Origin of the sequence: Tistrella mobilis KA081020-065 (genome assembly GCF_000264455.2) — a bacterium.
In the GTDB taxonomy this organism is placed as follows: Bacteria; Pseudomonadota; Alphaproteobacteria; order Tistrellales; family Tistrellaceae; genus Tistrella; species Tistrella mobilis.
This window is the reverse complement of sequence record NC_017956.1, coordinates 2,882,929-2,902,687: the sequence shown is the minus strand read 5'-3', so window position 1 is coordinate 2,902,687 and position 19,759 is coordinate 2,882,929. Positions and strand designations below refer to the sequence as shown.

Genomic DNA, 19,759 nt, shown 5'->3' with positions numbered 1-19,759 from the left:
GTAACGCCAGATGCGTACTGGAGTCATCACCCGCAAGCTCGGGATGACCCGCGTTTTCGACTCGGCCGGCATTCACATTCCTGTGACCGTGCTGAAGGTCGACAATCTGCAGGTCGTCGCCCACCGCACCGACGAGACCGACGGTTACACCGCGGTTCAGGTCGGCTACGGCGCGGCCAAGGTTAAGAACGTCTCGAAGGCCCAGCGTGGCCACTTCGCGAAGGCGAAGGTGGAGCCGAAGGCGAAGCTCGCGGAATTCCGCGTGACCGCCGATGCGCTGCCGGAGATCGGGGCCGAGATCGGTGCCAACCACTTCGTCGTCGGCCAGTTCGTCGACGTCGTCGGCACCTCGATCGGTAAGGGCTTCGCCGGCGCCATGAAGCGCCACAACTTCGGCGGTCTTCGTGCCACCCACGGCGTGTCGGTCTCGCACCGCTCGCACGGTTCGACCGGTAACCGTCAGGATCCGGGCCGTACCTTCAAGGGCAAGAAGATGGCCGGCCACATGGGTGCCCGCCGCGTGACCGTGCAGAACCTGCGCGTGACCGTGGTCGACGCCGACCGTGGCCTGCTGCTCGTCGAGGGCGCCATCCCGGGTGCCGCCGGTTCGTACGTTCTCGTGCGTGACGCCGTCAAGAAGGCGCTGCCCGAGAGCGTGCCGTTCCCGGCCGGCCTCAAGGCGCAGGCCGCCGGGGCGGCCGCCGAGACCACGGAAGGCTGAGGGCCGAGCGATGGATGTGAAGGTCATTACCCTCGATAACGAGGATGCCGGCACGATCGCGCTGGCTGACGAGGTGTTCGGTCTCCCGGCCCGCGTCGACATCCTGCACCGGATGGTGCGCTACCAGCTCGCCAAGCGGCGCGCCGGGACGCACAAGGTGAAGACGATCTCCGAGATCGCCGGCTCGACCGCGAAGATCTACCGCCAGAAGGGCACGGGCCGCGCGCGGCACGGCGCCAAGCGGGCGAACATCTTCCGCGGCGGTGCCACGGTCCACGGTCCCGTGGTCCGCAGCCATGCCCACGACCTGCCGAAGAAGGTGCGTCGTCTGGCCCTGAAGACCGCGCTGTCGGTCAAGGCCCAGGGTGGCAAGCTGGTGGTGGTCGACGAGCTGAAGGCCGACGACGCCAAGACCAAGGCGCTGGTGGCCCGTCTCGAGAAGGCCGGTCTGGGCAGCTCGACGCTGTTCATCGGCGGCACCGAGGTCGACCAGGGCTTCCGCCTCGCCGCCCGCAACCTGATCGGCATCGACGTTCTGCCGAGCCAGGGCGCCAATGTTTACGACATCCTGCGCCGCGACACCCTGGTGCTGTCGCGCGCCGCGGTCGAGAGCCTGGAGGCGCGGCTGAAATGAACCCGGAGCGGATGTACGACATCATCCTGAGCCCGGTCGTCACCGAAAAGTCGACGATGGGTTCGGAGAATGACCAGGTCACCTTCAAGGTGACCCTGGATGCGACCAAGCCCGAGATCAAGCAGGCCGTCGAGAAGCTCTTCGGCGTGAAGGTCAAGGCGGTGAACACCTTGGTGCAGGCCGGCAAGACCAAGCGCTTCCGTGGCCGCCCCGGGCGTCGCTCGGACTTCAAGAAGGCGATCGTGACTCTGGCCGAAGGCCAGCAGATCGATCTGACGGCGGGGATCTGATCCGATGGCTTTGAAGGCATACAAGCCGACTTCGCCCGGCCGGCGTCAGCTGGTTCTGGTCGATCGCTCGGAGCTTTGGAAGGGCAAGCCGGTCAAGTCCCTGACCGAAGGCCTGACCAAGTCGGGTGGCCGCAACAACATGGGCCGCATCACGGCGTTCCAGGTTGGCGGCGGTCACAAGCGTCGCTACCGTCTGGTCGACTTCAAGCGCCGCAAGTGGGACGTGGAAGCCTCGGTCGTGCGCCTCGAGTACGATCCGAACCGCACCGCGTTCATCGCGCTGATCGAGTACACCGACGGCGAGCAGGCCTATATCCTGGCCCCGCAGCGCCTGAAGGCCGGCGACAAGGTCGTCGCCGGTGCCAAGGTCGACGTGCGGCCCGGCAATGCCATGCCGCTGTCGTCGATTCCGGTCGGCACGATCGTCCACAATGTCGAGCTGAAGCCCGGCAAGGGTGGTCAGATCGCGCGGTCGGCCGGCACCTATGTTCAGGTGGTCGGCAAGGACGGCAACTACGTCATGCTGCGCATGGCGTCCGGCGAGCAGCGTATGGTGCGCGCCGAATGCATGGCCACCATCGGTGCGGTGTCGAACCCCGACCACCAGAACGTCAGCCTGGGCAAGGCCGGCCGTTCCCGGTGGATGGGTCGCCGCCCGGTTGTCCGTGGCGTTGCGATGAACCCGGTCGATCACCCGCATGGCGGCGGTGAAGGCCGCACCTCGGGCGGTCGTCATCCGGTTACTCCGTGGGGCAAGCCGACCAAGGGCAAGCGCACCCGCAATAACAAGGCTACGGACAAGTTTATCGTCCGTCGCCGCAAGCCCTAAGGTCTGAAGGAGGACACCGTGCCCCGTTCGGTTTGGAAAGGCCCGTTTGTCGACGGGTACCTGCTGAAGAAGGCCGACGCGCTGCACACCTCCGGCCGCAAGGAGGTGATTCGCACCTGGTCGCGTCGTTCGACCATCCTGCCCCAGTTTGTGGGCTTGACCTTTGGGGTCTATAACGGGCACAAGTTCCTGCCCGTGCTTGTCTCCGAGGACATGGTCGGGCATAAGTTCGGCGAGTTCGCGCCCACCCGCACGTTCTACGGCCACGCCGCGGACAAGAAGGCCAAGAGGAAATAACCATGGGCAAGCCTAGTGCCGAGCGGCGGGTTGCCGAAAACGAGGCGCGCGCGGTTTCGACGATGCTGCGCGTGAGCCCGCGCAAGCTCAACACCGTCGCCGAGCTGATCCGTGGTCGGAGCGTCGAGTCGGCGCTGGCTGCGCTGACCTTCTCGCGCCGCCGGATCTCGAACGACGTGAAGAAGACCCTGCAGTCGGCGATCGCCAATGCGGAAAACAACCACGAGCTGGACGTGGATCGTCTGTTCGTGGCCGAGGCCTTTGTCGGCAAGGCGCTGGTCATGAAGCGGTTCAGCGCCCGCGCCCGTGGCCGTGTTGGTCGCGTGGAGAAGCCTTTCAGCCAGCTGACCGTGGTGGTCCGCGAGCGTGAGGAGCAGGACTAATGGGTCATAAGGTCAATCCCATCGGGCTCCGGCTCGGGATCATCCGTACCTGGGACAGCCGCTGGTACGCGGATGACAATTATGGCGACCTGCTTCAGGAAGACCTGCGCCTGCGCAAGTACCTGAAGGGCCGCCTGAAGAACGCCGGCGTGTCGGGCATCGTGATCGAGCGGGCTGCGCAGAAGGTGCGCATCACGCTCAACAGCGCGCGTCCCGGCGTGATCATCGGCAAGAAGGGCGCCGACATCGACAAGCTGAAGGCCGATGTCGGCAAGCTGGTCAAGGGCGAGGTTCATCTGAACATCGCCGAGGTCCGCAAGCCCGAACTCGACGCCACCCTGGTGGCCGAGAACATCGCCCAGCAGCTGGAGCGCCGCGTGGCGTTCCGTCGGGCGATGAAGCGTGCCGTGCAGTCGGCGATGCGTCTGGGTGCCGAAGGCATCCGCATCACCTGCAGCGGCCGTCTGGGCGGCGCCGAAATCGCCCGTACGGAATGGTACCGTGAAGGTCGCGTGCCGCTGCATACGCTGCGCGCCGACATCGACTATGGCCAGGCGACCGCCTTCACCACCTATGGCACCTGCGGTGTCAAGGTCTGGGTGTTCAAGGGCGAAGTGCTGAGCCGCGATCCGCTGGCAGCGGAAGCCGAGCGTCGTGAGACGCGGGCTTCGCGCTGATCCGGCGGCGATCAGCTTAGTGAGAAAGGCTGGAACTTATGCTGAGTCCGAAGCGGACGAAATATCGCAAGGCGCATAAGGGCCGCATCCACGGTGATGCCAAGGGTGGTACGGCGCTGAATTTCGGCGCCTACGGCCTGAAGGCGATGGAACCCGGCCGGTTGACGGCGCGGCAGATCGAGGCGACCCGTCGCGCGATCACCCGCCACATCCGCCGCGTCGGCCGCGTGTGGGTGCGTATCTTCCCCGACGTGCCGGTTTCGAAGAAGCCGGCCGAGGTGCGCATGGGTAAGGGCAAGGGCTCTCCGGAATTCTGGATGGCCCGCGTGAAGCCCGGTCGCGTGATGTTCGAACTGGATGGTGTCCCCGCCGACCTGGCCCGCGAGGCCTTCGAGCGTGGCGCCGCCAAGCTGCCGATCCGCACCCGCGTGATCCAGCGCATCGGTGTGGAGGGCTGAGGCCATGAAGGCTGAAGAACTGCGCGCGAAGTCGGCGACCGAGCTGAACACCATGCTGCTCCAGCTGAAGAAAGAGCAGTTTAACCTGCGCTTTCAGCAGGCTGGCGGCCAGCTCGAAAACACCGCGCGCGTGCGCGAGGTGCGGCGCGACATCGCCCGGATCAAGACCGTGATCGGCCAGTCGGCCGGCGCCGCGGCGAAGGAGTGATCAGATGCCCAAGCGTATCCTTCAGGGCGTCGTGGTGAGCGACAAGGGCGACAAGACGATCATCGTCAAGGTCGAACGTCGCTTCCAGCACCCGATCTACAAGAAGTTCATTCGCCGCAGCAAGAAGTATGCCGCGCATGATGAGGACAACCGGTTCAAGGCCGGCGACATCGTCCGCATCATTGAATCGGCTCCGATCTCCAAGCGCAAGCGCTGGACGGTCGTCGCTGACGGCGAATGAAGCCCGGCCCCTGCTGATTAAGGAACGGTCCCGTGATCCAGACCGAAACCAATCTGGAAGTGGCGGACAACAGCGGCGCCCGGCGTGTGATGTGCATCCGCGTTCTCGGCGGTTCGCGTCGCCGCGTCGCGCGTGTCGGCGACGTGATCGTCGTCTCCGTGAAGGAGGCGATTCCGCGTGGTAAGGTGAAGAAGGGCGACGTCCACCGTGCGGTGGTCGTTCGTACCGCCAAGGAGCTGCGTCGTCCGGACGGCACCGCCATCCGCTTCGACCGCAATGCCGCCGTGCTCATCAACAAGCATGGCGAGCCGATCGGTACCCGTATCTTCGGGCCGGTCACCCGCGAGCTCCGCGGCAAGAAGTTCATGAAGATCATCTCTCTGGCCCCCGAGGTCCTCTGATGGCAGCCAAGATCAAGAAAGGCGACAACGTCGTCGTTTTGACCGGGCGTGACAAGGGCAAGGCCGGGACGGTTGCGCAGGTTCTCCCCAAGGAGAACCGCGTCGTCGTTCAGGGCGTTAACCTCGTCAAGCGGCACACCGCTCCCAAGCCGGGCAATCCCGGCGGTATCGTGGAGAAGGAAGCGTCGCTGCACCTGTCGAACGTCGCGATCGCCGACCCCAAGGACGGCAAGCCGACCCGCGTCGGTTTTACCACGCTCGAAGATGGCCGTAAGGTGCGCGTCGCCAAGCGGTCCGGCGAGCAGATCGATCGTTGACGGCGGAGCAGCCCAAAATGGCACGCTTGTACGAGTACTACGTTAACGAGGTTCGCCCGCAGCTGCGCGAGCAGTTCAGCTACGCGAACGTCATGGAGATCCCCCGTCTCGATAAGATCGTCCTGAATGTGGGCGTCGGCGAGGCGGTTGGCGATCAGAAGAAGATCAACGGCGTCGTGACCGATCTGGCCAAGATCACCGGCCAGAAGCCCGTCGTGACCCGCGCCTCGAAGTCGATCGCCGGCTTCAAGCTGCGCGAGGGCATGGCGATCGGCGTCAAGGTGACGCTGCGCCGCGATCGGATGTACGAGTTCCTGGATCGTCTCGTCACCATCGCTCTGCCGCGCGTCCGCGACTTCCGCGGGCTGAACGGCAAGTCGTTCGACGGGCGTGGCAATTATGCCATGGGCCTCAAAGAGCAGATCGTCTTCCCCGAGATCGAGTACGACAAGGTCGATACCGTCCGGGGCATGGACATCGTCTTCGCGACGACGGCCAAGACGGATGCCGAGGCGAAGGCGCTTCTTGCCGCCTTCAAGATGCCCTTCGTGAACTGAGCAACGGCAAGCGAGGCGATTATGGCCAAGACCAGTGCCGTCCAGAAGAACAAGCACCGCGAGCAGCTGGTTGCGCGTTTTGCGAACAAGCGCGCTGCCCTGAAGGCGGTGGTTGACGATCGTGAGCTGTCGCCCGAGGAGCGTTTCGCGGCGACCCTGAAGCTCGCCGCCCTCCCGCGCAACGGCTCGAAGACCCGCATCCGGAACCGGTGCGCGCTGACCGGCCGCCCCCGTGCGGTGTACCGCAAGCTGCAGCTGTGCCGCGTGGCGCTCCGCGACCTGGCGTCGCAGGGGCAGATCCCCGGCATGACGAAGTCGAGCTGGTAAGAGAGGAGGACCGGATATGTCCATGACCGATCCCCTCGGCGATATGATCACCCGTATCCGCAACGCTCAGCTGGCGCGCAAGTCGACGACTCTGTGCCCGGCCTCGAAGCTGCGCGGTTGGGTGCTCGACGTGCTGACCCGCGAGGGCTACATCCGTGGCTACGAGCGCAGCGAGTCGTCTGAAGGCAAGCCGGTGTTCGAGATCGCGCTGAAGTATGTGGACGGCGAGCCCGCCATCCGCGAAATCGGCCGCGTTTCCCGCCCCGGTCGCCGCGTCTATTCGTCGATCAAGGCCCTGCCGAAGCACTATAACGGCCTCGGCATCCAGATCCTCTCGACCCCCCGTGGCGTCATGTCCGACGCGGAGGCCCGCACCGCCAATGTTGGCGGTGAGGTTCTCTGCAAGGTGTTCTGAGGAGACGTCCCATGTCGCGTATCGGTAAGAATCCGGTTGCGGTGCCCCAGGGCGTCGAAGTGGCCGTCGACGGCAACACCGTCCGCGTGAAGGGCAAGCTCGGCGCGCTCGAGCGGACCCTGCCGTCGGACGTGAACGTCGCGCTCGAGGACGGCAAGGTCGTCGTCGCGCCGGCCAACGACGAACGCCGCGGCCGCGCCATGTGGGGCCTCTCGCGCACCCTCGTCGCCAATATGGTGAAGGGTGTGTCGGAAGGCTTCACCGTGAAGCTCGACATCAACGGCGTCGGTTACCGCGCCGCTGTTGACGGCAAGCTGCTGACCCTGCAGCTCGGCTACAGCCACGACATCAAGTACGCCGTTCCGGCGGACATCGAGATCAAGGCTGAAAAGCCGACCGCGCTCGCCATCTCTGGCATCGACAAGCAGCGCGTCGGTCAGATTGCCGCCGAGATCCGGTCCTTCCGGTCGCCCGAGCCCTATAAGGGCAAGGGCGTCAAGTACGAGGACGAGATCATCGTCCGCAAGGAAGGCAAGAAGAAGTAAGGAGCCGCAGGGGCATGAACGCGAATTCGCTCTTCGAGCGGCGCAAGCGGCGTGTGCGTACGCAGCTGCGCAAGAAGTCGCACGGCCGTCCGCGGCTGAGCGTCTACCGCTCCAATCTGAATATCTACGCCCAGATCATCGACGATGTGCAGGGCGTGACCCTGGCTTCGGCCTCCACCCTCGACAGCGAGCTCAAGGGCGAGCTGAAGAACGGTGCGGGCATCGAAGCCGCCAAGGCGGTCGGCAAGCTGATCGCCTCGCGCGCCGCGGCAAGCGGCGTGACCGAGGTGGTCTTCGACCGCGGTGGCTACATCTATCATGGCCGCGTGAAGGCGCTGGCCGACGCCGCCCGCGAGGGCGGGCTGTCGTTCTGAGGGGGCCGAACGCATGGCACGCACGGAAAACGAGCGCAAGCCTCGCGAGGAAGATGGCGAGTTCATCGACAAGCTCGTCACCATCAATCGCGTCGCGAAGGTGGTGAAGGGCGGTCGCCGGTTCGGCTTTGCCGCGCTGGTGGTTGTCGGTGACGGTCGTGGCCGGGTCGGTTTCGGCCAGGGCAAGGCCCGCGAGGTCCCCGAGGCAATCCGCAAGGCCACCGAGAAGGCGAAGCGCGGCATGATCCGCGTTCCGCTTCGCGAGGGCCGCACGCTCCACCACGACATCGACGGGCATTTCGGTGCCGGCCGGATCCTGATGCGCGCGGCCCCTCCGGGCACCGGCATCATCGCCGGCGGCCCGATGCGCGCGGTGCTGGAGAGTCTGGGTGTCGCGGACGTCGTGGCGAAGAGCCACGGCACCTCGAACCCCTACAATCTCATCAAGGCGACCTTCGACGGCCTCAAGGCCGTGCAGTCGCCGCGTGAGGTTGCCCGCCGCCGCGGCCGCAAGGTCAGCGACATCATCGGGCGCCGCGACGGCCAGGCCGCCGCTGCTGCCGCGGGCAAGGAGTGAGATCCATGTCCGAGGCGAAGAAGCAGGTGAAGGTGACCCAGATCGGCAGCCCGATCGGCCGTCCCGACTACCAGCGCCAGACGCTGATCGGTCTGGGCCTCAACAAGCGGCATCGCAGCCGGGTGCTCGAGGATACCCCCTCGGTGCGCGGCATGATCGCCAAGGTGGCCCATCTCGTGGTGGTGGAGGAGGTGGCCTGAGGGGGTGACCCCGGGCTTCCTTCCCCAGACACACGAACGCAAGGAACAGCCGTGTCATGAAGCTCAACGAGCTCAGGGACAATCCCGGCGCGACCAAGGACCGCAAGCGCATCGGTCGCGGCCCCGGCTCCGGCACCGGCAAGACTGCCGGCAAGGGCCACAAGGGTGCGAAGGCGCGCAGCGGCGTGGCGATCAAGGGCTTCGAGGGCGGTCAGATGCCGCTGCATCGTCGCCTTCCGCGCCGTGGTTTCACCAATGCGCCCTTCCGTAACGATTTCGTCCATGTCAATCTGGGTCGCATCCAGAAGGCGATCGATGCCGGCAAGCTCGGCACCGAGATCACCGAAGCGGCCCTGATCGAGGCGGGCCTCGTGCGTCGCATCCGCGACGGCGTGCGCCTCCTCGCCAAGGGCGAGATCACCGCAGCCGTCACCATCCGCGTCAGCGGCGCCTCTGCGGCGGCCGTGGAAGCGGTGGAGAAGGCCGGCGGCAAGGTCGAGCTGCCGGCGGCGCCGGTGGCCGACGAGGCCCAGGCCTGATCCAGGCCGGGGCTTGCGTCGAGCAGGCTTGACGGGTGACCGTCCGCCGGTCCTGACCGGGGGATGGTTGCCCGCGCTCGCATTCCCGGACCGCGGTAGCCGCGGCCCTGGAATGTGAGTGGCCCGGGCGACGCCATGGACCACTCGACGACCTGTGTGTCCGCGGACGGGGGACGACCCCGGCCGCGACATTCCTGATCCCCATCTTCAAGCCGGGAGCGCATCCGCGATGGCGTCCTCCGCCGACCAACTTGCGGGCAGCCTGAATTTCGCGGCCTTCGGCAAGGCCACGGAACTGAAGAAGCGGCTCTGGTTCACCCTGGGCGCGCTGCTGGTCTATCGCCTGGGCACCTATATCCCGGTGCCGGGGATCAATCCCGCCGTGCTCGCCGACGTGTTCAATCAGAACGCCGGCGGCATTCTCGGCATGTTCAACGTCTTCGCCGGCGGCGCGCTCGGTCGCATGACCATCTTCGCGCTCACCGTGATGCCCTACATCTCGGCCTCGATCATCGTGCAGCTGCTGACCGCGGTTCTGCCGAGTTTCGCGGCCTTGAAGAAGGAGGGCGAGAGCGGGCGCAAGCTGCTGAACCAGTACACCCGCTACGGCACGGTGGCGCTGGCGATCGTGCAGGCCTACGGCATCTCGGTGGGCCTTGAAGGGCTGCAGGCCGGCGGCATGTCCGCCGTGGCCGACCCCGGCGCCTATTTCCGCGCCGCGACCGTGATCACGCTGGTCGGCGGCACGATGTTCCTGATGTGGCTGGGCGAGCAGATCACCGCCCGTGGCGTCGGCAACGGCATCTCTCTGATCATCTTCACCGGCATTGTGGCCGAGCTGCCCGGCGCGCTGGCCCGCATGCTGGAACTGGGCCGCACCGGCGCGCTGTCGACCGGCTTCATCCTGGCGCTGCTGATCATGTCGGTCGCCGTGATCACCTTCATCGTGTTCATGGAGCGGGCCCAGCGCCGGATCGTGGTGCAGTATCCCAAGCGCCAGGTCGGCAACCGGATCTATGGTGGCGAGAGCTCGCATCTGCCGCTGAAGCTCAACACCGCCGGCGTGATCCCGCCGATCTTCGCCAGCTCGATCCTGTTGCTGCCGACCACCATCGCGAGCTTCAACGCCACCGGCGGTCCCGCATGGCTGACCTGGCTGACGGCGAACCTGGCCCATGGCCAGCCGCTCTACCTGGCGCTCTATGTCGGCGCGATCCTGTTCTTCTGCTTCTTCTACACCGCCATCGTCTTCAACCCGGAAGAGACGGCCGACAACCTGCGCAAGCATGGCGGCTTCATTCCGGGCATCCGGCCGGGCAAGAACACGGCAGATTACCTCGATCACGTCCTCACCCGTCTGACCGTGATCGGCGCGGCCTATATCGCAGCGGTCTGCGCGCTCCCCGAAATTCTGATCAGCGAGTACTCGGTTCCGTTCTATTTCGGCGGCACCAGCCTGCTGATCGTGGTCAACGTCACCATCGACACCGTGGCCCAGATCCAGTCCCACCTGCTGGCACACCAGTATGAAGGGCTGATCAAGAAGGCCCGACTCAAAGGACGGCGGTCGTGATCCTGATCCTCCTCGGACCTCCCGGTGCCGGCAAGGGCACCCAGTCGCAGCGTCTGGTCGACGCCTACGGCATCGTGCAGCTGTCCACCGGCGACATGCTCCGCGCCGAAGTGAAGTCGGGCAGCGCGCTCGGCAACCGCGTGAAGGCGATCATGGATGCCGGCCAACTGGTGCCGGACCAGGCGATCATCGACATGATCGCCGGCCGCATCGGCCAGGACGATTGCAGCAACGGCTTCATCCTCGACGGTTTCCCGCGCACCGTGGCCCAGGCCGAGGCGCTGGACGGGATGCTCGCCTCTCAGGGCCTGAAGCTCGATCACGTGATCGAGATGAAGGTCGACGACGGTGCGCTGGTCGAGCGCATCACCGGCCGTTTCGCCTGCGCCAAATGCGGTGCCGGCTATCACGACACCTTCCAGAAGCCCAAGATCGAGGGCGTCTGCGACGTGTGCGGGTCGACCGAGTTCACCCGCCGTAAGGACGACAATGCCGAGACGGTGAAGAGCCGGCTCGAGGCGTATCACGCCCAGACCGCACCGCTGCTGCCCTATTACGAAGCGAAGGGGCTGCTGCGGACGGTGGACGGCATGGCAGACATCGATGATGTGACCCGGGCGCTGAAGGCCATTTTGGACGCCGGATCCTGACATCTGAGTGTTGACTTGAGCGACGGTCATCCTATAATCGCGCCCCTCCGCGCCGAGTGGGCGCGTGCGGGCGCAGACCGTCGGTCGACGAAGGAGAATCAAGCGTGGCGCGTATTGCAGGTGTGAATATCCCGACCGCGAAGCGAGTCGAGATCGCGCTGACCTACATTCACGGCATCGGCCGGGCGAAGTCGCAGGAGATCTGCGGCAAGGTCGGTATCCCCGCCGAGCGGCGTGTGAACGAGCTGTCGGATGCCGATGTTATCCGCATCCGTGAAGTGATCGACAGCGACTATACGGTCGAGGGTGACCTCCGCCGCGAAGTCGCGATGAACATCAAGCGCCTGATGGACCTCGGCTGCTATCGCGGCCTGCGCCATCGTCGCGGCCTGCCGGTGCGCGGCCAGCGCACCCACACCAACGCGCGGACCCGCAAGGGCCCGGCGAAGCCGATTGCGGGCAAGAAGAAGTAAGGACGCACCATGGCTAAGGATACGGGTGCGCGTCTGCGCCGCCGCGACCGGAAGAACATCACCTCCGGCGTCGCGCACGTGAACGCGAGCTTCAACAACACCATGATCACCATCACCGACGTTCAGGGGAACACCATCTCCTGGTCGTCGTCGGGGACCATGGGCTTTAAGGGCTCGCGCAAGTCGACCCCCTATGCGGCGCAGGTCGCTGCCGAAGACGCCGGCCGCAAGGCCGCCGAGCACGGCATGCGCACCCTCGACGTCGAGGTGAAGGGCCCGGGTTCGGGCCGCGAGTCGGCTCTGCGCGCCCTTCAGGCGGCCGGCTTCGCGATCACGTCGATCCGCGACGTGACCCCCATCCCGCACAACGGCTGCCGCCCGCCCAAGCGGCGCCGCGTCTGACGTCCAGGACCGCACGCGCCCCCGCCGGTCGGACGCGCCAGCCCCGATGAGCGGGGCGCGCACCGGCCGGCGTAAGCCTGTCTGGTTCCGCGTCACCGGCACGGCGGGTGCCATATGCCCGCCGTATCACCGCAACGCCGGATCCCCGCAACGACCGGCATCCACCACTTGCGGCGCGAGCAACGAGAGGTCGTTCACGTGATCCATAAGAATTGGCAGGACCTGATTAAGCCGAACAAGCTCGAAATCGAGCCCGGCGCCAATCCGGCCCGTCAGGCGACCGTGGTTGCCGAGCCGCTTGAGCGCGGCTTCGGCATGACGCTCGGCAATGCCCTCCGCCGGGTGCTGCTGTCGTCGCTCCAGGGCGCCGCTGTGACCGCCATCAAGATCGACGGCGTTCTGCACGAGTTCTCGTCCGTCCCCGGCGTGCGCGAGGACGTGACCGACATCGTGCTGAACGTGAAGACCATGTCGCTGACCATGCATGCCGACGGCCCGAAGCGGATGACGCTGAAGGCGACCGGCCCCTGCGAGGTGAAGGCGTCGATGATCCAGACCGGGCCCGATATCGGGATCCTGGATCCGGATCTGGTGCTCTGCACCCTCGACGAGGGCGCGGTGCTGAACATGGAATTCGTCGTCAACACGGGTAAGGGCTATGTCCCGGCCTCGGCCAACCGGCCCGAGGACGCGCCGATCGGCCTGATCCCGGTCGATGCCCTGTTCAGCCCGATCAAGAAGGTCTCGTACAAGGTCGAGAACAGCCGCGTCGGTTCGTACACCGACTATGACCGTCTCTCGCTCTATGTCGAGACCAACGGCGCCATCACGCCGGAAGACTCGATCGCGCTGGCCGCGCGCATCCTGCAGGACCAGTTCCAGCTCTTCATCAACTTCGAAGAGCCGGAAATGCCGACGGAGCGCGAGGAGCAGGACGAGCTGCCGTTCAACCCCAACCTCCTCCGCAAGGTCGAGGAACTGGAGCTGTCGGTGCGTTCGGCGAATTGCCTGAAGAACGACAACATCGTCTACATCGGCGACCTGGTCCAGAAGACCGAGGCCGAGATGCTCCGGACGCCGAATTTTGGTCGCAAGTCGCTGAACGAGATCAAGGAGGTTCTGTCCTCCATGGGTCTGAAGCTCGGCATGCAGATCAGCAACTGGCCACCGGAGAACATCGAAGAGCTGGCGAAGAAGCTCGAAGAGCCGTACTGAGCCTCTTCGGGCGCCTCGCGGCACCGGACGACATCCCAGGGGGCGGGTAGTGCCTGCGCACGTCCGCCCCGTCAGAACAGCATCAAGGCCCGGAGACCGGGCCCCGCACCGCGGATGGCCCCCGCATGCGGATGATGCCAAGGCAGGAGTTCCCCTCATGCGTCATGGCATGAACCAGCGCAAGCTGAACCGCACCACCGCCCACCGCAAGGCGATGCTCGCCAACATGGCGGTCGCGCTGCTGAAGCACGAGCAGATCAAGACCACGCTGCCGAAGGCGAAGGAACTGCGCCCGGTGGTGGAGCGCCTGATCACCCTCGGCAAGCGCGGCGACCTCCACGCCCGCCGTCAGGCCGCCTCGCGCCTGCCCGACGGCGTGATCGTGCAGAAGCTGTTCGGCGAGCTGGCCGAGCGCTACCAGGCCCGCGCTGGCGGTTATACCCGCGTGCTGAAGGCCGGCTTCCGCTATGGCGATGCGGCCCCGATGGCGATCATCGAGCTGGTCGACCGCAACCTTGCCGCCAAGGGCCAGGATTCGGGCCCGAAGCAGGTTGCCGAGGACGGCGCCGAGGATTGATCCGGGCGGCGGTGCCGGTATCGGCATCGCGACGGGACCCTTGGGAACGGGCGGTGTGCCGCAAGGCGCACCGCCCGTTCTGCGTTCGGGGCGCGTGCGTGGCTCTGGTCACTTGTGGTCCGGGCGGCGGGGACTATGCTGTCGGACCTGGACGAGACAACCGGGCGGGAATGAGAGTGATGAACCGACTGCCTGAACGGGATGCAGACCTGGCCGCGGCGATCCGCGGCGGCCTGCGGTCGAGGATGCTGGCGCTGGTGCTGGCCCTGGCGGCATTGCAGGTGCCGCCGGCGGTGGCGGCCGATGCCGAACGGCGGGTGCCGGAAAGCCGGAGCGAAATGCAGCTGTCCTTCGCGCCCGTGGTGCGTCAGGCGGCGCCGGCGGTGGTGAACATCTACACCCGCCGCACGGTGGTGGTGCAGCAGCGCTCTCCGTTCTTCGACGACCCGTTCTTCCGCCGCTTCTTCGGCGACCGGATGGGCATCGGCAAGCCGTCGGAGCGGGTGCAGAACGCGCTCGGATCGGGCGTCATCGTCGACGGCCGCGGCTATATCGTCACCAACAACCATGTGATCGACGGCGCCGACCAGATCACCGTGGTGCTGAACGACCGCCGCGAATTCGCGGCCGAGGTGGTGCGGCTGGACCCGCAGACCGATCTGGCGGTGCTGAAGATCGACACCGAGGGCCAGACCCTGCCGGCGCTGAGCTTCGGCGACAGCGACTCGATCGAGGTCGGCGATCTGGTGCTGGCGATCGGAAATCCCTTCGGGGTGGGGCAGACGGTGACCAGCGGCATCGTCTCGGCGCTTGCCCGCACCATGGTCGGGGTCTCGGACTTCCAGTCCTTCATCCAGACCGATGCGGCGATCAACCCCGGCAATTCGGGCGGCGCACTGGTGACGGTGAACGGCGAGCTGATCGGCGTGAACACCGCGATCTTCAGCCGCTCCGGCGGCTCCAACGGCATCGGCTTTGCGATCCCCGCCACCCTGGTGAAAACGGTGGTGCAGGCGGCGATCGAGGGCCGGCCGGTGGCGCGCGCCTGGCTCGGCGCCCGCGGCCAGCCGGTGACGCAGGAGATCGCCGAAAGCCTGGGCATGCCGCGGCCCACCGGCGTGCTGGTGAGCGACGTACATCCCGAAGGTCCCGCCAAGGGTGTGCTGAAGCGGGGTGACGTGATCCTGGAGATCGGCGGCAAGCCGGTCGACGACCCGCGGGCACTGCGCTTCCGTCTGGCGGCCGCCGGGATCGGCGGCGAGACCGCGGTCACCATCTGGCGCGAGGGCCGCCGGCAGACCGTGTCGCTGCCGCTGGTCGCCGCACCCGAGACGGTGGCCCGCGACGAGCGCGAGATCACCGGCAGCAACCCGCTTGCCGGCGCGCGGATCGCCAATCTCTCGCCCGCCCTGGCCGAGGAGCTGGGGATCGACGGCTTCGAGGAAGGGGTGATCGTGGTCGACATCACCCGCAATTCCGCCGCGGCCTCGATCGGCCTCAAGCCCGGCGACATGGTGCTGGCGGTGAACGGCAAGCGCCTGTCGCGTACCGCCGATGTCGAGACGACCCTGAAGCAGATGCAGGGCCAGCGCCGCTGGCAGCTGACCTTGCGCCGCGAGGGCCGCGAACTCACCTTGGATCTGATGGGCTGATCGCGGGCCCTCCCGCGCTCTCTGCCCTTACGTCAGCCCCCCGGAGCCCGCCCGACCCCCATGGCCACGCTGTTCGATGCCGCCGCCCCACGTCCGCTTGCCGACCGGCTCCGTCCGGGCCGGATCGGCGAGATCGTTGGCCAGGACCATCTGTTCGGCCCCGACGGGCCGGTGACCCGGATGGTCCAGGCGAAGCGGCTGGCCTCGCTGATCCTGTGGGGGCCGCCGGGCACCGGCAAGACCACGCTGGCGCGGCTGCTGGCCGAGGCGACCGGCATGCGCTTCGCGGCACTTTCGGCCGTGTTCTCGACCGTCGCCGATCTGCGCAAGGCCTTTGCCGAGGCGGCGGCGCTGCGCGATACCGGCCGCCAGACCCTGCTGTTCGTCGACGAGATCCACCGCTTCAACCGCGCCCAGCAGGACAGTTTCCTGCCCTATGTGGAGGATGGGACGGTCACGCTGATCGGTGCTACGACCGAGAACCCGTCTTTCGAACTGAACGGCGCGCTGTTGTCGCGCACCCAGGTTCTGGTGCTGCGGCGGCTGGACGAGGCGGCGCTGGGCGAGCTTCTGATCCGCGCCGAGGCGGCGGAAGGCCGGCCGCTGCCGGTGGACGACGAGGCCCGGGCCGTGCTGGTCGGCATGGCCGACGGCGACGGCCGCTTTCTGCTGAACCTGGCCGACACGCTCTATGCCCTGCCCGAGGGCGAGCGGCTGGATACGGTGCGGCTGGGCCAGCTGCTGCAGCGCCGGCTGCCGCTCTACGACAAGGCGCAGGAAGGCCATTACAACCTGATCAGCGCGCTGCACAAATCGCTGCGCGGATCGGATGTCGATGCGGCGCTCTACTGGTTCGCGCGCATGCTGGATGGCGGCGAGGATCCGCTCTATGTCGTCCGCCGGCTGATCCGCTTCGCGGTCGAGGATATCGGCATGGCCGATCCGCGCGCGGTGGAACAGGCGCTGGCGGCCCAGCGCGCCTACGAGACCCTGGGCAGCCCCGAGGGCGAACTCGCCATTGCCCAGGCGGTCGTCTATCTTGCGACCGCGCCCAAGTCGAACGGGGTCTATATGGCCTACAAGACCGCGCGCCGGCTGGCCAAGGAAACCGGTTCGCTGATGCCGCCGATGCACATCCTGAACGCGCCGACCAAACTGATGAAGCAGCTGGGCTATGGCCATGGCTATGACTACGACCATGACGCGCCGGACGCGTTTTCAGGCCGCGACTACTGGCCCGAGGGCATGGGCGCGCGGGTGATCTATGAGCCCCGGCCGCGGGGGTTCGAGCGTGACATCGCCAAGCGGCTGGAATATTGGTCGAAGCTGAGAGCCGAGCGCCAGGCGGAGATGCGGGCCGCCGCCCGCAGATCCAGGGACGAAGAGGGAGAGGCATGACCGCATTCGCACCGGCGACGCTGGCGGTGATCGCCATCGGCGGGGCCGCGGGCGCGCTGGCCCGTCACGGCGTCAACACCTGGAGTGCGGCGGCCTTCGGCCTGGGCTTCCCCTGGGGCACGGTGATCGTGAACATCCTGGGCTCGTTCCTGATGGGCGCGATCGCCGGCGCCGCCGCCCATGGCCTGCCGATGTTCCCCCATGCCCGCACCCTGATCGCGACCGGATTTCTGGGGGCGTTCACGACCTTTTCGACCTTCTCGCTGGATGCGGTCTCGCTCTGGCAGCGCGGCGAAACCATGGCCGCGGCGCTTTACGTGCTGGGATCGGTGGTGGCGGGCGCGCTTGCCCTGCTGGCCGGGCTTGCGACCGTCAGGATGATCGCCGGATGAGCGTCGATCCGCTGCATAGGGAAGTCGGGCCCGACGAGGACGGCCAGCGGCTGGACCGCTGGCTGCGCAAACACCTGCCGGCGCTGAGTTTCGGCGAGGCCCAGCGCTGGGCCCGCACCGGCCAGGTGCGGGTGGACGGCAAACGCGCCAAGGCCGATCAGCGGCTGACGGCCGGTGCCGTGGTCCGCCTGCCGCCGCCGGCCCTGCCGATGCTGGAGGCAAAGGCCGAGGGCCGGGTCGGGGCCCGCCAGACCACGGCCGAGGAGGCGGATTTCCTGCGCGGGCGGGTGCTGCTGGAAACCGCCGACCTGATCCTGATCGACAAGCCCTCGGGGCTGGCGGTGCAGGGCGGCAGCGGCACCGACCGGCATCTGGACGGTATGCTGGATGCGCTGAAGCGCCACCCGGACGACGAGCGGCCGCGGCTGGTGCACCGGCTGGATCGCGACACCTCGGGCGTGCTGGCACTGGCGCGCAATGCCCGCGCCGCCGCCTGGGCGACCCGGGCCTTCCGCGAGCGCACCACCACCAAGATCTACTGGGCGGTGACGCTGGGCGTGCCGCGGCCGGCGCGGGGCGTGATCGACCTGCCGCTGGCCAAGCGCCAGGTGGAACGCGGCGGCGAACGCATGGTGGCGGTGGACGAGGGCGACGGCCAGACGGCGGTCACCGAATACGAGGTGCTGGCGGCGGGCGGACCCTGCGCCCTGGTGGCGCTGAAGCCGCTGACCGGCCGCACCCATCAGATCCGCGCCCATCTGGCGGCGATCGGCACGCCGATCGTGGGCGACCTGAAATATGGCGGACAGGCGGTGGATCTGCGGGGGCAGGGGTTGCCGCGGCGGCTGCATCTGCATGCACGGCGCCTGACCCTGGACGGGCCGGACGGGCGGCGGATTTCGGTGCGCGCCGCCATTCCGCCCCATATGGCACAGAGTTTCGACCGGCTGGGCTTTGATCCGGAGATGGATGGATGACGATGACGGCGGACGGGATCGGGCTGGTGGTGTTCGACTGCGACGGCACGCTGGTCGACAGCGCCGGGCATATCGCCGACACCATGGCGGATTGCTTCCTCGCCGCCGGCATTGCAGCCCCGACACCGGCCGAGGTGGCGCAGATCATCGGCCTGTCGCTGCCGATCGCGATCGGCCGGCTGCTGCCGCATCTGGACGATCTTGCCTGCCATGATCTGGCCCGGGGCTATCGCGATGCCTATCGCCGCCGGCTGGCGGCCGGGCTGATGGGCGACGAGCGGCTGTTCGATGGCGTGGAGGCGGCGCTGAAGCGGCTCGACGGGGCGGGCTATGTGCTGGGCATGGCGACCGGCAAATCGATCCGCGGCGTGGAGCGCACGGTGGCCCGCTTCGGCTTCGAGCGGCTGTTCGTGACCATACAGACCGCCGACACCCATCCGAGCAAGCCGCATCCGGCGATGATGCTGGCTGCGATGGACGAAACCGGGGCCGATCCGGCGCGCAGCGTGCTGATCGGCGATACCAGCTACGACATGGAAATGGCGCGGGCGGCGGGTGCCAGGGCAATCGGGGTGGCCTGGGGCTGCCATGCCCATCAGGACCTGCTGGATGCGGGGGCCGATCTGGTGGTGACGGCGGCGGCCGAGCTGGATGCCGCGATCGCGACCCTGATCGGGGCGCCGCTTGCGCCGGAACGGAGGATCGGGGCATGAGCGACGCCGTCACGCGCCGCAAGCGTTTCTACAAGGCGGCCGAGGCCGCACCATCGGCAGGGGAGGGGGCCGCGGGCGGCGGCTGGGCCGTTCTGCTCGACGGCCGCGGCCTGCGCACCCCGGCCAAGGCACCGCTGGTGGTGCCCGGCCGGGCGCTGGCCCAGCTGATTGCCGATGAATGGGCGGCGCAGGAGACCCATATCGCGCCCGAGACCATGCCGGCGACGAAGCTCGCCAATGTGGTGATCGACCGGGTGGTGCCGCACCGGGCGCAGATCGCGGCCGAGCTTGCCGGCTATATCGGTACGGATCTGGTGTGCTATCGCGCCGACAATCCGAAGGAACTGGCGGCCCTTCAGGCCCGGCACTGGGATCCCCTGGTGGACTGGGCCCGCACCCGCTACGATATCCATCTGGTGACCACCACCGGCCTTCTGGCCGTGGACCAGCCACCCGCGACGGTGGAAAGGCTGACGCGCGCGATCGAGGCCGCCGACCCCTGGCGACTGGCGGTGCTGCATGGCGCGGTGACCACCGCCGGATCGGTGGTGATCGGCCTGGCGCTGGCCGAGGCGGGAATCGATCCCGCGACGGCATATGATGCCGCCTTCGCCGACGAACATTTCCAGATCGCCCGCTGGGGCGAGGATGCCGAGCAGGCCGAGCGCCTCGCGCTGCTCCGCCGCGACCTGGATGATCTGGCACGGATCCGCGACGCGCTCAACGCAGGGTAGGGTCGGTCTAATT

The 19,759-nt window shown here is 67.3% G+C and carries 32 protein-coding genes; all 32 read left to right on the top strand.

What is annotated here, in order from left to right:
- Positions 1–10 precede the first annotated feature (10 nt).
- A complete protein-coding gene (rplC, locus tag TMO_RS13255; RefSeq protein ID WP_041604962.1) occupies positions 11–721 on the top strand; it encodes a 50S ribosomal protein L3 in 711 nt (236 codons plus the stop codon).
- Positions 722–731: 10 nt separating this feature from the next.
- A complete protein-coding gene (gene rplD, locus TMO_RS13250; protein WP_014746146.1) occupies positions 732–1,355 on the top strand; it encodes a 50S ribosomal protein L4 in 624 nt (207 codons plus the stop codon).
- Entirely contained in the window at positions 1,352–1,645 is a 294-nt protein-coding gene (locus TMO_RS13245) for a 50S ribosomal protein L23 (protein WP_014746145.1), read from the top strand. Before rplD ends, TMO_RS13245 begins: the two co-directional genes overlap by 4 nt.
- Before the next feature lie 4 nt (positions 1,646–1,649).
- Positions 1,650–2,474 carry a 50S ribosomal protein L2 gene (gene rplB, locus TMO_RS13240; RefSeq protein WP_014746144.1) on the top strand — a complete coding sequence of 275 codons (825 nt, stop codon included), beginning with the start codon at positions 1,650–1,652 and terminating at the stop codon, positions 2,472–2,474.
- 18 nt (positions 2,475–2,492) lie between these two features.
- A complete protein-coding gene (gene rpsS / locus TMO_RS13235) occupies positions 2,493–2,771 on the top strand; it encodes a 30S ribosomal protein S19 (protein ID WP_014746143.1) in 279 nt (92 codons plus the stop codon).
- A 2-nt stretch (positions 2,772–2,773) separates the two neighbouring features.
- Complete coding sequence (rplV, locus tag TMO_RS13230; protein ID WP_014746142.1) at positions 2,774–3,154, top strand: 50S ribosomal protein L22; 381 nt, start codon at positions 2,774–2,776, stop codon at positions 3,152–3,154.
- Positions 3,154–3,831 carry a 30S ribosomal protein S3 gene (rpsC, locus tag TMO_RS13225; RefSeq protein WP_014746141.1) on the top strand — a complete coding sequence of 226 codons (678 nt, stop codon included), beginning with the start codon at positions 3,154–3,156 and terminating at the stop codon, positions 3,829–3,831. The genes rplV and rpsC overlap by 1 nt, the downstream gene beginning before the upstream one ends.
- 38 nt (positions 3,832–3,869) lie before the next feature.
- A complete protein-coding gene (gene rplP / locus TMO_RS13220) occupies positions 3,870–4,289 on the top strand; it encodes a 50S ribosomal protein L16 (protein ID WP_014746140.1) in 420 nt (139 codons plus the stop codon).
- 4 nt (positions 4,290–4,293) lie between these two features.
- Positions 4,294–4,497: a 50S ribosomal protein L29 gene (gene rpmC / locus TMO_RS13215; RefSeq protein ID WP_014746139.1), complete on the top strand. Its 204-nt coding sequence runs from the start codon at positions 4,294–4,296 to the stop codon at positions 4,495–4,497.
- A 4-nt stretch (positions 4,498–4,501) separates the two neighbouring features.
- A complete protein-coding gene (rpsQ, locus tag TMO_RS13210) occupies positions 4,502–4,738 on the top strand; it encodes a 30S ribosomal protein S17 (RefSeq protein WP_014746138.1) in 237 nt (78 codons plus the stop codon).
- Between the two features lie 32 nt (positions 4,739–4,770).
- The gene (rplN, locus tag TMO_RS13205; protein WP_014746137.1) at positions 4,771–5,139 is read left to right on the top strand and encodes a 50S ribosomal protein L14; all 369 of its coding nucleotides are present in this window, start codon (positions 4,771–4,773) and stop codon (positions 5,137–5,139) included.
- Positions 5,136–5,456 (top strand): 50S ribosomal protein L24, encoded by a 321-nt coding sequence (gene rplX, locus TMO_RS13200; RefSeq protein WP_228382325.1) that lies wholly within the window; start codon positions 5,136–5,138, stop codon positions 5,454–5,456. Before rplN ends, rplX begins: the two co-directional genes overlap by 4 nt.
- Positions 5,457–5,473: 17 nt before the next feature.
- A complete protein-coding gene (gene rplE, locus TMO_RS13195) occupies positions 5,474–6,013 on the top strand; it encodes a 50S ribosomal protein L5 (RefSeq protein WP_014746135.1) in 540 nt (179 codons plus the stop codon).
- Positions 6,014–6,034: 21 nt separating this feature from the next.
- Complete coding sequence (gene rpsN / locus TMO_RS13190) at positions 6,035–6,340, top strand: 30S ribosomal protein S14 (protein ID WP_014746134.1); 306 nt, start codon at positions 6,035–6,037, stop codon at positions 6,338–6,340.
- 16 nt (positions 6,341–6,356) lie between these two features.
- Complete coding sequence (gene rpsH / locus TMO_RS13185) at positions 6,357–6,755, top strand: 30S ribosomal protein S8 (protein ID WP_014746133.1); 399 nt, start codon at positions 6,357–6,359, stop codon at positions 6,753–6,755.
- Positions 6,756–6,766: 11 nt separating this feature from the next.
- Positions 6,767–7,300, top strand: coding sequence for a 50S ribosomal protein L6 (gene rplF / locus TMO_RS13180; protein WP_014746132.1), 534 nt, complete (start codon positions 6,767–6,769; stop codon positions 7,298–7,300).
- Positions 7,301–7,314: 14 nt separating this feature from the next.
- Positions 7,315–7,674, top strand: a complete 360-nt coding sequence (rplR, locus tag TMO_RS13175; protein ID WP_014746131.1) for a 50S ribosomal protein L18 — start codon at positions 7,315–7,317, stop codon at positions 7,672–7,674.
- Positions 7,675–7,687: 13 nt separating this feature from the next.
- Positions 7,688–8,251, top strand: coding sequence for a 30S ribosomal protein S5 (gene rpsE / locus TMO_RS13170; RefSeq protein ID WP_014746130.1), 564 nt, complete (start codon positions 7,688–7,690; stop codon positions 8,249–8,251).
- A gap of 5 nt (positions 8,252–8,256) precedes the next feature.
- A complete protein-coding gene (rpmD, locus tag TMO_RS13165; protein WP_014746129.1) occupies positions 8,257–8,451 on the top strand; it encodes a 50S ribosomal protein L30 in 195 nt (64 codons plus the stop codon).
- 56 nt (positions 8,452–8,507) lie between these two features.
- A complete protein-coding gene (gene rplO / locus TMO_RS13160; protein WP_014746128.1) occupies positions 8,508–8,990 on the top strand; it encodes a 50S ribosomal protein L15 in 483 nt (160 codons plus the stop codon).
- Positions 8,991–9,219: 229 nt separating this feature from the next.
- A complete protein-coding gene (gene secY / locus TMO_RS13155) occupies positions 9,220–10,563 on the top strand; it encodes a preprotein translocase subunit SecY (RefSeq protein ID WP_014746127.1) in 1,344 nt (447 codons plus the stop codon).
- A complete protein-coding gene (locus TMO_RS13150; RefSeq protein WP_014746126.1) occupies positions 10,560–11,213 on the top strand; it encodes an adenylate kinase in 654 nt (217 codons plus the stop codon). Before secY ends, TMO_RS13150 begins: the two co-directional genes overlap by 4 nt.
- A 104-nt stretch (positions 11,214–11,317) precedes the next feature.
- On the top strand, positions 11,318–11,686 hold the full coding sequence (gene rpsM / locus TMO_RS13145) for a 30S ribosomal protein S13 (RefSeq protein ID WP_014746125.1): 369 nt from the start codon (positions 11,318–11,320) through the stop codon (positions 11,684–11,686).
- 9 nt (positions 11,687–11,695) lie between these two features.
- Positions 11,696–12,088, top strand: coding sequence for a 30S ribosomal protein S11 (gene rpsK / locus TMO_RS13140; RefSeq protein ID WP_014746124.1), 393 nt, complete (start codon positions 11,696–11,698; stop codon positions 12,086–12,088).
- A 198-nt stretch (positions 12,089–12,286) separates the two neighbouring features.
- On the top strand, positions 12,287–13,303 hold the full coding sequence (locus TMO_RS13135) for a DNA-directed RNA polymerase subunit alpha (protein ID WP_014746123.1): 1,017 nt from the start codon (positions 12,287–12,289) through the stop codon (positions 13,301–13,303).
- A gap of 157 nt (positions 13,304–13,460) precedes the next feature.
- Positions 13,461–13,880, top strand: coding sequence for a 50S ribosomal protein L17 (rplQ, locus tag TMO_RS13130; protein WP_014746122.1), 420 nt, complete (start codon positions 13,461–13,463; stop codon positions 13,878–13,880).
- A 179-nt stretch (positions 13,881–14,059) separates the two neighbouring features.
- Positions 14,060–15,532 carry a DegQ family serine endoprotease gene (locus tag TMO_RS13125; protein ID WP_014746121.1) on the top strand — a complete coding sequence of 491 codons (1,473 nt, stop codon included), beginning with the start codon at positions 14,060–14,062 and terminating at the stop codon, positions 15,530–15,532.
- Between the two features lie 60 nt (positions 15,533–15,592).
- The gene (locus TMO_RS13120; RefSeq protein WP_014746120.1) at positions 15,593–16,930 is read left to right on the top strand and encodes a replication-associated recombination protein A; all 1,338 of its coding nucleotides are present in this window, start codon (positions 15,593–15,595) and stop codon (positions 16,928–16,930) included.
- Entirely contained in the window at positions 16,927–17,322 is a 396-nt protein-coding gene (gene crcB / locus TMO_RS13115; RefSeq protein WP_014746119.1) for a fluoride efflux transporter CrcB, read from the top strand. The genes TMO_RS13120 and crcB overlap by 4 nt, the downstream gene beginning before the upstream one ends.
- Complete coding sequence (locus TMO_RS13110) at positions 17,319–18,299, top strand: RluA family pseudouridine synthase (protein WP_014746118.1); 981 nt, start codon at positions 17,319–17,321, stop codon at positions 18,297–18,299. The genes crcB and TMO_RS13110 overlap by 4 nt, the downstream gene beginning before the upstream one ends.
- On the top strand, positions 18,296–19,012 hold the full coding sequence (locus TMO_RS13105) for an HAD-IA family hydrolase (protein WP_014746117.1): 717 nt from the start codon (positions 18,296–18,298) through the stop codon (positions 19,010–19,012). The genes TMO_RS13110 and TMO_RS13105 overlap by 4 nt, the downstream gene beginning before the upstream one ends.
- Positions 19,009–19,746: an ATP12 family chaperone protein gene (locus TMO_RS13100; RefSeq protein ID WP_014746116.1), complete on the top strand. Its 738-nt coding sequence runs from the start codon at positions 19,009–19,011 to the stop codon at positions 19,744–19,746. The genes TMO_RS13105 and TMO_RS13100 overlap by 4 nt, the downstream gene beginning before the upstream one ends.
- Positions 19,747–19,759 lie beyond the last annotated feature (13 nt).

Excerpts from the sequence above, each read along its gene's own strand:
- rplC (WP_041604962.1), top strand. The coding sequence starts at position 11 with ATGCGTACTGGAGTCATCACCCGCAAGCTCGGGATGACCCGCGTTTTC.
- rplD (WP_014746146.1), top strand. The coding sequence starts at position 732 with ATGGATGTGAAGGTCATTACCCTCGATAACGAGGATGCCGGCACGATC.
- TMO_RS13245 (WP_014746145.1), top strand. The coding sequence starts at position 1,352 with ATGAACCCGGAGCGGATGTACGACATCATCCTGAGCCCGGTCGTCACC.
- rplB (WP_014746144.1), top strand. The coding sequence starts at position 1,650 with ATGGCTTTGAAGGCATACAAGCCGACTTCGCCCGGCCGGCGTCAGCTG.
- rplV (WP_014746142.1), top strand. The coding sequence starts at position 2,774 with ATGGGCAAGCCTAGTGCCGAGCGGCGGGTTGCCGAAAACGAGGCGCGC.
- rpsC (WP_014746141.1), top strand. The coding sequence starts at position 3,154 with ATGGGTCATAAGGTCAATCCCATCGGGCTCCGGCTCGGGATCATCCGT.
- rplP (WP_014746140.1), top strand. The coding sequence starts at position 3,870 with ATGCTGAGTCCGAAGCGGACGAAATATCGCAAGGCGCATAAGGGCCGC.
- rpmC (WP_014746139.1), top strand. The coding sequence starts at position 4,294 with ATGAAGGCTGAAGAACTGCGCGCGAAGTCGGCGACCGAGCTGAACACC.
- rpsQ (WP_014746138.1), top strand. The coding sequence starts at position 4,502 with ATGCCCAAGCGTATCCTTCAGGGCGTCGTGGTGAGCGACAAGGGCGAC.
- rplE (WP_014746135.1), top strand. The coding sequence starts at position 5,474 with ATGGCACGCTTGTACGAGTACTACGTTAACGAGGTTCGCCCGCAGCTG.
- rpsN (WP_014746134.1), top strand. The coding sequence starts at position 6,035 with ATGGCCAAGACCAGTGCCGTCCAGAAGAACAAGCACCGCGAGCAGCTG.
- rpsH (WP_014746133.1), top strand. The coding sequence starts at position 6,357 with ATGTCCATGACCGATCCCCTCGGCGATATGATCACCCGTATCCGCAAC.
- rplF (WP_014746132.1), top strand. The coding sequence starts at position 6,767 with ATGTCGCGTATCGGTAAGAATCCGGTTGCGGTGCCCCAGGGCGTCGAA.
- rplR (WP_014746131.1), top strand. The coding sequence starts at position 7,315 with ATGAACGCGAATTCGCTCTTCGAGCGGCGCAAGCGGCGTGTGCGTACG.
- rpsE (WP_014746130.1), top strand. The coding sequence starts at position 7,688 with ATGGCACGCACGGAAAACGAGCGCAAGCCTCGCGAGGAAGATGGCGAG.
- rpmD (WP_014746129.1), top strand. The coding sequence starts at position 8,257 with ATGTCCGAGGCGAAGAAGCAGGTGAAGGTGACCCAGATCGGCAGCCCG.
- rplO (WP_014746128.1), top strand. The coding sequence starts at position 8,508 with ATGAAGCTCAACGAGCTCAGGGACAATCCCGGCGCGACCAAGGACCGC.
- secY (WP_014746127.1), top strand. The coding sequence starts at position 9,220 with ATGGCGTCCTCCGCCGACCAACTTGCGGGCAGCCTGAATTTCGCGGCC.
- rpsK (WP_014746124.1), top strand. The coding sequence starts at position 11,696 with ATGGCTAAGGATACGGGTGCGCGTCTGCGCCGCCGCGACCGGAAGAAC.
- rplQ (WP_014746122.1), top strand. The coding sequence starts at position 13,461 with ATGCGTCATGGCATGAACCAGCGCAAGCTGAACCGCACCACCGCCCAC.
- TMO_RS13125 (WP_014746121.1), top strand. The coding sequence starts at position 14,060 with ATGAACCGACTGCCTGAACGGGATGCAGACCTGGCCGCGGCGATCCGC.
- TMO_RS13120 (WP_014746120.1), top strand. The coding sequence starts at position 15,593 with ATGGCCACGCTGTTCGATGCCGCCGCCCCACGTCCGCTTGCCGACCGG.
- crcB (WP_014746119.1), top strand. The coding sequence starts at position 16,927 with ATGACCGCATTCGCACCGGCGACGCTGGCGGTGATCGCCATCGGCGGG.
- TMO_RS13110 (WP_014746118.1), top strand. The coding sequence starts at position 17,319 with ATGAGCGTCGATCCGCTGCATAGGGAAGTCGGGCCCGACGAGGACGGC.
- TMO_RS13105 (WP_014746117.1), top strand. The coding sequence starts at position 18,296 with ATGACGATGACGGCGGACGGGATCGGGCTGGTGGTGTTCGACTGCGAC.
- TMO_RS13100 (WP_014746116.1), top strand. The coding sequence starts at position 19,009 with ATGAGCGACGCCGTCACGCGCCGCAAGCGTTTCTACAAGGCGGCCGAG.